The sequence below is a fragment of the Saccharopolyspora sp. NPDC000995 genome, from assembly GCF_053599315.1.
On record NZ_JBSFLZ010000186.1, the window covers coordinates 1 to 8,909 of the forward strand.

Annotated in this window: 8 protein-coding genes, 1 pseudogene and 1 riboswitch; of the genes and pseudogenes, 6 read left to right on the forward strand and 3 right to left on the reverse strand. The window is 68.4% G+C overall.

Annotated elements, in window-relative coordinates:
- The 3 genes and pseudogenes from ACWDKQ_RS33710 to ACWDKQ_RS33720 form a co-directional block, all read left to right on the forward strand.
- A pseudogene (locus tag ACWDKQ_RS33710) lies at positions 1-507 on the forward strand (Crp/Fnr family transcriptional regulator); the annotation flags it as partial.
- Between the two features lie 151 nt (positions 508-658).
- On the forward strand, positions 659-2,059 hold the full coding sequence (locus ACWDKQ_RS33715; protein ID WP_450142814.1) for a family 2B encapsulin nanocompartment shell protein: 1,401 nt from the start codon (positions 659-661) through the stop codon (positions 2,057-2,059).
- Positions 2,060-2,104: 45 nt separating this feature from the next.
- A complete protein-coding gene (locus ACWDKQ_RS33720) occupies positions 2,105-3,148 on the forward strand; it encodes a family 2 encapsulin nanocompartment cargo protein polyprenyl transferase (protein WP_450142815.1) in 1,044 nt (347 codons plus the stop codon).
- 265 nt (positions 3,149-3,413) lie between these two features.
- Here ACWDKQ_RS33720 and ACWDKQ_RS33725 read toward each other — a convergent pair whose 3' ends face one another.
- Together ACWDKQ_RS33725 and ACWDKQ_RS33730 are read right to left on the reverse strand one after the other, a co-directional pair.
- Positions 3,414-4,742, reverse strand: coding sequence for a purine-cytosine permease family protein (locus ACWDKQ_RS33725; protein WP_450142816.1), 1,329 nt, complete (start codon positions 4,740-4,742; stop codon positions 3,414-3,416).
- A riboswitch (TPP riboswitch) is annotated at positions 4,733-4,846 on the reverse strand. (Overlaps the previous gene by 10 nt.)
- 10 nt (positions 4,847-4,856) lie before the next feature.
- The gene (locus ACWDKQ_RS33730; protein ID WP_450142817.1) at positions 4,857-5,345 is read right to left on the reverse strand and encodes a helicase HerA-like domain-containing protein; all 489 of its coding nucleotides are present in this window, start codon (positions 5,343-5,345) and stop codon (positions 4,857-4,859) included.
- A gap of 69 nt (positions 5,346-5,414) precedes the next feature.
- On the opposite strand from ACWDKQ_RS33730, the gene ACWDKQ_RS33735 reads away from it, so the two are divergent.
- The 3 genes from ACWDKQ_RS33735 (at position 5,415) to ACWDKQ_RS33745 (ending at position 7,273) form a co-directional block, all read left to right on the forward strand.
- Positions 5,415-5,807, forward strand: coding sequence for a VOC family protein (locus tag ACWDKQ_RS33735; protein WP_450142818.1), 393 nt, complete (start codon positions 5,415-5,417; stop codon positions 5,805-5,807).
- Positions 5,808-6,126: 319 nt separating this feature from the next.
- Positions 6,127-6,285: a hypothetical protein gene (locus ACWDKQ_RS33740; protein ID WP_450142819.1), complete on the forward strand. Its 159-nt coding sequence runs from the start codon at positions 6,127-6,129 to the stop codon at positions 6,283-6,285.
- Positions 6,286-6,424: 139 nt separating this feature from the next.
- Positions 6,425-7,273 (forward strand): SGNH/GDSL hydrolase family protein, encoded by an 849-nt coding sequence (locus ACWDKQ_RS33745; protein WP_450142820.1) that lies wholly within the window; start codon positions 6,425-6,427, stop codon positions 7,271-7,273.
- 300 nt (positions 7,274-7,573) lie between these two features.
- On the opposite strand, the gene ACWDKQ_RS33750 is transcribed toward ACWDKQ_RS33745, so the two are convergent.
- Positions 7,574-8,909 (reverse strand): thioesterase domain-containing protein (locus ACWDKQ_RS33750; protein WP_450142821.1); only part of this gene is annotated, 1,336 nt, incomplete at its 5' end.

Genomic DNA, 8,909 nt, shown 5'->3' on the forward strand with positions numbered 1-8,909 from the left:
AACCGCGACTTCGGCCTGCTGCACAACGCGGACCTCCGCCAGCGAATCCACACCCGCACCGGCCCGCCCACCCCCGACGACCTCGACGAACTGCTGGCGCTCGTGTGGAAGGATCCCGGGTTCTTCCTCGCCCACCCGCGCACGATCGCGGCGTTCGGGCAGGAGTGCAGCAAGCGCGGCATCTACCCGCAGAGCATCGACCTCGGTGGCCACCAGGTGCCGGCGTGGCGCGGAGTACCGATCCTGCCGTGCAGCAAGCTGCACGTAAGCGACACCCGCACCAGCTCCATCCTGCTCGTCCGCACAGGTGAGGAGAACCAGGGCGTCATCGGCCTGCACCAGACCGGCATCCCGGACGAGTACCGGCCCGGCCTGTCGGTGCGATTCATGGGCGTCAACGACCAGGCGGTCGTCTCCTACCTGGTCAGCGCCTACTACTCTGCGGCGATCCTGGTCCCCGACGCGATAGGGGTGCTCGAACACGTCGAACTCGGCCGGGAGAGCTGATCTCACGTCCGTCCACATCGGAAAGCCTCGGGAGTTCGAGGAAGGCTCCGGAGCGGGTGGCCGCGACCCGCCCGCTCCGGTCCCCGATGCAATCCGACCGACACCGCCATGAACCCTGCACCAGCTTCGCGCCTCAAGGAGAGAAGGCATCGTGACCGTGACAGAGCCGGCCCTCGGCGTCGAGGAGCAGAACGCGCAAAGCCTAAGCACGGCGGCGGCGCGGAACCTGGCAACGACGACCAAGTCCCAGCCGCAGATGCAGAGCACCACCTCGCGGTGGCTGCTGCGAATGCTGCCGTGGGTGGACGTGTCGGCGGGAACCTACCGGGTCAATCGGCGGTTGAGCTACGCCGTCGGGGACGGGCGGATCACCTTCTCCAACACCGGCGCCGACGTGCGGGTCATCCCGCAGGAACTCGGCGAACTGCCGCTGCTGCGCGGATTCGACGACCATTCGGTACTGGGGGCGCTGGCCGACCGCTTCGAGCAGCGGGAATTCGAGCCGGGCGAGGTGATCTCGACCGCCGGTCAGCCCGCGGACCGGGTCGTGCTCATCGCGCACGGCAAGGTCAACAAGATCGGCACCAGCGAGTACGGCGACGACACCGTGCTGAAAGTGCTTGCCGACGGCGAGTTCTTCGGCGCACACGCGCTGGCCGCCGATCAGGCGACTTGGAACCACACGTACAAAGCGGCCACGCCGTGCATCGCTTTGACGCTGAGCACTCGGGCGCTGCAGGAGGTGAACAACCAGTTCGAGCGGCTCCGGACGCACATCGCCAACAACCACGACAACCCGACGCCAGCCCAGAACAAGCACGGTGAGGCGGACATCGAGGTCACTTCCGGGCACTCCGGCGAACCGACGCTGGCCGGCACCTACGTCGACTACGAACTCGCGCCCCGGGAGTACGAACTCAGCGTCGCCCAAACGGTACTGCGCGTGCACAGCCGCGTCGCGGACCTCTACAACCAGCCCATGAACCAGACCGAGCAGCAGCTGCGGCTGACCATCGAAGCGCTGCGCGAACGACAAGAGCACGAACTGATCAACAACCGCGACTTCGGCCTGCTGCACAACGCGGACCTCCGCCAGCGAATCCACACCCGCACCGGCCCGCCCACCCCCGACGACCTCGACGAACTGCTCTCCCGCCGCCGCAAGACCCGGTTCTTGCTGGCCCACCCGCAGACCATCGCCGCCTTCGGCCGGGAGTGCAACCGCCGCGGCATCTACCCGCAGACCACCGAGGCGCAGGGCCGCCAGGTGCACGCCTGGCGGGGCGTGCCGCTCCTGCCCAGCGACAAGATCCCGATCAGCGATCGCGGCACCAGCTCCATCCTGGCGATGCGCACCGGTGAGGAGAACCAGGGCGTCGTCGGCCTGCACCAGACCGGCATCCCGGACGAGTACCGGCCCGGCCTGTCGGTGCGCTTCATGGGCATCAACGACCAAGCCGTCATCTCCTACCTGGTCAGCACCTACTTCTCCACCGCCGTCCTGGTCCCGGATGCCCTCGGCGTCCTCGAACGAGTCGAGATAGCCCGCTGACAACGCTTCTTCCCAGCACAGCAAGATCGGTCGAAGGGAAATCGGATGACCACCATTCACCAAGACGCCAACAAGGCGGGTACGGCCTACGAGGCGCTGACGCGTAGCCGCGCGATGGTCGAGCCCGCCCTGCGGGCAGCGGTCGACCGGTTGCCCACCCGCATGCAGCAAATCTCCGGCTACCACCTAGGTTGGCTGGACGAGCGCGGCAATCCGGTCCGCGCCGACCGGGGAAAGGCGTTGCGACCCACGATGGTGCTGCTCGCCGCCGCCGCCGTAGGCGGAGATCCGGCTGACGCGGTGCCCGCAGCCGTCGCCGTGGAGTTGGCGCACAACTTCTCGCTGCTGCACGACGATGTGATGGACGGCGATGTCACCCGGAGACACCGCCCGACGACGTGGACGGTTTTCGGCAGCGGTCCCGCCATCCTCGCCGGCGATGCCATGCTCTCGCTGGCCGCCGACGTGCTGTCGTCGTGCCGGCATCCCGAGGCCGCCACGGCGATGCGGATGTTGAGCACCGCTGTGCTGAACCTGATCAACGGCCAGATCGCGGACCTCGCCTTCGAGGACCAGCGCAACGTGGAACTGACCGAATGCCAGCGGATGGCCCGGGACAAAACGGGGGCGCTGCTTGGCTGCGCCTGCGCTGTCGGCGCGATGTTCGGCGGTGGCAAGGCCGACCAGGTCGCCCGGCTCCGCAGCTTCGGCGAGCGGCTGGGGCTGGCTTTCCAGCACGTCGACGACTTGCTGGGCATCTGGGGCGATCCGGCGGTCACCGGCAAACCGGTGTTCTCCGACCTGCGCACCCGCAAGAAGACCCTGCCGGTGGTTTCCGCGCTGACCTCCGGCACGCAGGCCGGTCGGCGGCTGGCCGCCCTCTACCTCCGCGACCAGCCGCTGTCCAGCAGCGACCTGGCCCAGTCCGCCGAGCTGATCGCGCTGGCCGGTGGGCGCGCCTGGAGCCAGAACCAAGCCGACGACCTGCTCGCATCCGCGCTGAGCGACCTGCACCGCTGCGACCCGGCCCCGCGCGCGGCCGAGGAGCTCAGCGCCCTCGCCCACCTGATGACCCGCCGCGACCACTGACACCGACCACCGATCCCGGCTACCACCCGGATCTGGGAACACCGCCTCCGGGCGGCGGCCGGGGTTCGGCAACAGCCGATCGAGTTCGGAGTGCAGACATGCCGAGTCAACAGCGCGCGGTGCTGCTCGCCGCACCGCGCTCGTTCTGCGCCGGGGTCGACCGCGCAACTGTCCTTGAAGAGCCCGGAGTTCGTGGCCCTGTGAAGCGATCACCGGGTCAAACCGCGCGAAGCGGACGCGGCTCCGTCACGGATGGCCGCTGAGCTCAGCTCCCGTCGGGGCGGCGGCGGAAGGCTCCGATGAGCGCAGCCGCGAGGGCGGCCACGAGGAACGAGGTGAGGGCAGCGCTCATCCACGTCGGTACCGTGAAGCCGAGCGCGTCCCGCACACCCGTCCACAGCTGGCTCCACCAGCCGAGCTCGCCCGGGTTGATCAGCTGGAACGTCGAGAAGCCGAGCAGCCAGGCAAGCAGCATGCCCCAGCGGGACGGGGCCTGCGCGGACAGGTCCCAGTCGCGGCGGCGGGCGTGCACGAAGTAGTCCACCGCCAGCACGCCGAACATCGGCACGAACACCGAGCCGATCAGCAACAGGAAGTTCGAGAACTGGGCGATGTCCAGGGTCAGCGCGAACAGCGTGATCACCGCGCCGACGACCAGGCACAGCACCCGGCGGTCCGCGCTGGGCCGCAGGTTCTGGATGGAGACCGCGGTCGAGTAGGTGTTGGCGAAGGACTGGTCGACCTCGCGAAGCACCAGGATCCCGAAGAAGATCACCCCGAGCGGAACCGCCAGCAGCGGGTCGAACGCTTTGTCGGCATCGCCGGCGACCAGCGCCAACCCGAGCAGCCCAAGCAGGTAGCAGGCGATCTGGGTGACCGAGTAGCCCACCGTCGCGGCGGTGAACGCGCCGGTCGCCGACTTCGAGTGCCGCGAGTAGTCCGAGGCAACCGGGATCCAGGACACCGCGACGGCCAGCGCGGCGTCCGCGCCCGGCCAGAACCCCTGCCAGGAACCGGTGCTCATGTCCGGCAGCGGATTGCTCACCAGCAGCTGGACGAAGAAGAACACCATCGCGATCGCCACCGCGATGCTGACGTAGCGCCGCAACAGGCGCAGCGCGCCGAGCGGGCGCAGCGTGAGCGCGGTGGTCAGCGCCCCGGCCAGCACCACGTACAACCATCGCGGGCCGCCGCCGAACAGCGCCTCCGCGCCCTGCGCGATCACCAGAAGCTCGAAGGTGCCCCAGCCGACCAACTGCAGGACGTTCAGCACGGTCGGCAGGTAGGACAGCTTGGTGCCGAAAAGGCCCCGCAGCAACATCATCGCGGGTGCCCCGGTGCGCGCCCCGGGGATCGCCGAAATCCCGACCATGATGCTGCCTATGACGGTGCCCACCACGCACGCGGTGACGGCGGCCGTGAAGGACAGCTGCGGCACTCCGCTCGGCGCGAGCACGGCCAGCGCCCCGCTGAACCCGAGCAAGCTCACCCCGAGGTTGCCCCAGAACGCGCCCTGGTCGAGTACGCCCAGCGTCTTGGGCGCCGGTTCGTCCAGGGTGTGAGGAACTTCGGCACGATCGACGTCAAGCGCCATCAACAGCTCCCTACGCCGGCATTATCCGGACAGGTTCTGCGGTCGGTGGCGCGTGCGGTGCCACCCTCTCAGCCCGGTGCGCCCGAGCTCCCGCGTGGATAAGTTGGAGGCACTTTACCCCGAGGAGGTGACGGATGTCAGGTGAGTCCGATCACCTACGGCGGTTGCCGAACAATCCCCGGGTGATCTCCCGGCCGAGGGTGCTCGCCGCGATCGGAAGAACGACCGCGCCTCGGGGTTCTCCATCGCCTTCTCGAACAGCCCCGGCTCCTCCGGCGCTTCCGGCTCCTCCGGCGCTTCGGGCGACTCCCGGGCGGCGACCTTCTTCGACAGCAGTTCATAGGCGGATTCCCGATCGACGGCCTGCTCGTACTTTCCGCGCAAATCGGACGACGCCGCACCGGCCCGCACCTCGTTACGCGCCGAGCTCGACCGCGCCCCCTCGATCACGTTGCCCGAGCGATCGTCCGTGGCGCGTTGTCCGCCACCGGGCTCCCCGCTCCTCGCCGGTTCCCGCCTGCTCGACGGTAGGCCGCCGGGCACGCGCCGACGAATCGCCACCCGGACGAGCGATGCCTGGACGGGTCCGGCTGCCGTTCCCATTGACTTCGACCTTGGTCGAAGTCCTACCCTCCGGAGTACCGCAGCACGACGAGGAAAGCGAGCAATACCATGGCCGTTCAGCTCAACCACACGATCGTCGCCACCACCGACAAGATCGCCAATGCACGGTTCGCCGCCGATCTGCTCGGGCTGCCCGATCCGGAACCCTTCGGGCCGTTCATGTGCGCCCAGACCAGCAACGACGTCACGCTGGACTACCTGGAGACTGAAGAGGAGATCACCCCGCAGCACTACGCGTTCCTGGTCAGCGAAGGCGAGTTCGACGAGATCTTCGCGCGGATCCAGGCGCGGGAACTGCCCTACTGGGCGGACCCCGGGCACCACGACGCGGGGCAGATCAACACCCGGGACGGCGGGCGCGGCGTCTACTTCGACGACCCCGACGGCCACGCCCTGGAAATCCTCACCCGCCCCTACGGCAGCGGCGACCAATCCAGCTGACCCACTACCTGGCCATGTCAGGGCCCGTTAGCGCTTTGCCTTCTGTGCAGCCTATGAGGGCGAAGTCAAGTAGCGGTGTTTCCGGTGGTGGGCGTGCGGCTCGCCCCCGTGGAGTGGACGGGGTTGATCATGATGGGAATGGTGTTGTGGTGAATGCGACTGGCTGTGGTGGCCGATCTTCACCTCTGACCCGACGTACCAGCAGGCCCGTACCGCAAACCCGTTGTGGGGCTCGACGCCATCGGGCGGATGTGGGAGGCCGAGCGCGTCGGGCCCGACGAGGATTTCCGGCTGACGAGCAGCCCTGTGGCGCTCGAAGGTGACCGCTGTCGTGCGGGAGGTGGTCCGCTACGGCGGCCCGGCGGCCCAGGAGTACCGGGATCTGTGGATCCTGCGGTTCGCCCCGGACGGGAAGTGCCTGGCCTTCGAGGAATGGCCATTCTGGCCTGACAAGGACTACCGCGCCGAACCCCGCTGACGCGGCGATTCTTCGCCAAGCGGTCGCCGGATCGTCACCGCCGCCTCACCGCCGCAGGAAGATCGGCGATCACTATGCTCACGTGCAGGACGCGATCACGGCGGGCCCGCCCGGCCCGCGACAAACACGGACCCTGGCGGTGCTCGGCGATTCGGTCGCCATCGGCATGGGCGATCCGGTGGTTGGCGGGTGGCGCGGTTTCGCGCCGCTGCTGGCCGAAGCGCTCGGCGCCGCGGAGCTGGCGAATCTGGCATCGAGCGGGGCGCGTGTCGCAGCCGTGCGTGACGCCCAGTTGCCCGTCGCCCTTCGCGCCGCGCCGGATGCGGCCGTGGTGATGGTCGACATGAACGACACGATGCGCTCCGACTTCGACGCCCGACGGCTACGGCGGCAGCTCAACGACATCGTGCGCGCGCTAACCGCCGTCGGCGCGACCGTCGTGACGATCCGATACCACGACCACGGCCGGATCTTCCGGTTGCCCGGGCCGTTGCGGAGGGCACTGGCCAGGCGCATCGGCGAACTCAACCGGATCTTGGACACCGTCGCCGAGACGCATGCCGTCGCTGTGGTGGACCTGGACCGGTTGCCGGGTGCCTACAGCCCGGCAACGTGGAGCGTCGACCGCTTGCACCCCTCCGAACTCGGGCACCGGTTGCTCGCGGCAGCCTTCGCCGACCGGTTCGCGGCAGCCGGTTTGGCCGTGCCCGGCGAGGTCTCGCTGGAATGCTCCGGGGGCGCGCGGGTCAGCGGCTTCGACCACCTGCGGTGGCTGCTCGCCAAGGGCCTGCCGTGGCTGCTCGGGCGCGGTCACGACCTGCTCTGGTTTGCATTGCGGACCGTGCTGGACGTCGCGCTGGGCAAGCGGCGAACCGGACCACATTTGTCCATTGAGGACTCTCGGAGCTCGGAGGCGAAACCGGCTGAGCACCTCCGCGATGTCGGACTAGGTTGCACCCGAACGACTTCGAACGGAGATGCGCCTTAAGCCATCCGCTCGCTTAAGACTCCGTGCTGACATCGTTAAAATCTTGGCAGACGGCGGAGTTCGCCGCGAACGCCGACCGCTACCGCGAACACTTCGCGCCGTGGTTGCCGTGGGTCGAATGCGTCGCGGACGAAGTGTCGGCCAGGCACTTCCGCCCACCACGGAACGTGATCGATCGATCACAGCCGAGATGGCCACTGGTGGACGAACGGCCGCGATCGAGACTTGCTGTATTTGGTACTTCGGTTCAGCCGTTTTCGCCGAAACCACAACAGGCTCGCAGTGGCTGGTGCACGGTCTTCAATCCAGTGATCGCAGCCAGTCGTGGACGACCTGGGCCGTCGACGCGGCGAACTCCTCCATCAGCGAGTAGTGATTCCCTGGTACCTCGACGATCGTGGACACGCCGTCCAGCTTGGTCCTCCAGTTCTTCCCCGCCAGGTCCGGGCTCATCGGTTCGGACGCGCGAATCAGCAGGGTGGGCACCGGCATCGGTTCCGGATCCCAGTGACCGAACAGGCCGCAAGTCCATTGGTAGGCGGACAACCTGGCGCTGTCGATCGACACCACGCCCGCCGCGCGCTCGAACATCGCCGTCATAAATTGCGGTCCGGTCTCGGACAATGAGACGTCGTGCATGGCGTAAGTGTCGAAGAGGATCACTGCGCGCGGTGGCTTCCCCCGGTCCGCCAGGCGTTTCGCCGTGGTGTGCGCGAGGATTCCGCCCGAGGACATGCCGGCGAGCACGAACGGTGCCTCGCCGACATGCTCCGCGACCGTCTCCGCCTGCAGTGAGACCAGCACTGAAGCGTCCACCGGGAGCTTCTCGCCCTCGACGAAGCCCGGTGAAGCCAGCGCCGACACGGTGAGTCCGCCGGGTAGGGCAGCGGCAAGCGGGTAGTACAAGTTCGCGCCGGTCATAGGCACGATCGGGGTAAAACAGATTAGGTGCGTCCCGCTGTCCCCGACGACGAGGCGGACTGGTTTGGGCTTGCGCCCCAGCTCGTCGGAGTCGGAGAACGTGGGCCGCAGCCGGGCGACGCTCATCAGCAGCTCACCGGCGAGCTGGAACCGCCCGGCGTCGTGCGCCTCCCGGTAAAGGCGGCTGACGACGTCCGGGGCACCGTCCTCGACCAGAGCGGTAACATCAGCCGCAGGTGCGGCCCCGCCGGATTCGGCGAGTTCAGTGGCGAGGTGGGCGGCTAGCTCGCCGATCGTCGGGTGGTCGAACGCCAGGGTCGGCAGCAGGGTGAGGCCGGTCGCCTGGTTGAGCCGGTTGCGCAGCTCCACCGAGGTCAGCGAATCGAAACCGAGTTCCTGCAGGGCGTTGCCGGGTTCGATGCCCTCGACGCCGCTGTGGCCGAGCACAGCGGCGATCTCCACGCGCACCAGGTCGACTATGGCTTGGTCACGCTCGGCGCCGACCAGTCCGGCCAAGCGGTCCACGACGAACTCAGCGGACGCTGGACTCGATCGGCGGGTGGCGCCACGGACAGGTTCGCGCACGAGGTCACGGAGCACGTGCGGCACCTCACCGATGCCCCGCAGGACGGCTAGGTCGAGGCTGGCGGGCACCACGGCCGGGTGGTCCCAGCGGAGCGCCGTGTCGAACAGGGCCAGGCCTTGCGCGTTGGAC

Coding starts and splice junctions, on each gene's coding strand:
- ACWDKQ_RS33720 (WP_450142815.1), top strand. CDS start 2,105: ATGACCACCATTCACCAAGACGCCAACAAGGCGGGTACGGCCTACGAG.
- ACWDKQ_RS33725 (WP_450142816.1), bottom strand. CDS start 4,742: ATGGCGCTTGACGTCGATCGTGCCGAAGTTCCTCACACCCTGGACGAA.
- ACWDKQ_RS33730 (WP_450142817.1), bottom strand. CDS start 5,345: ATGGGAACGGCAGCCGGACCCGTCCAGGCATCGCTCGTCCGGGTGGCG.
- ACWDKQ_RS33735 (WP_450142818.1), top strand. CDS start 5,415: ATGGCCGTTCAGCTCAACCACACGATCGTCGCCACCACCGACAAGATC.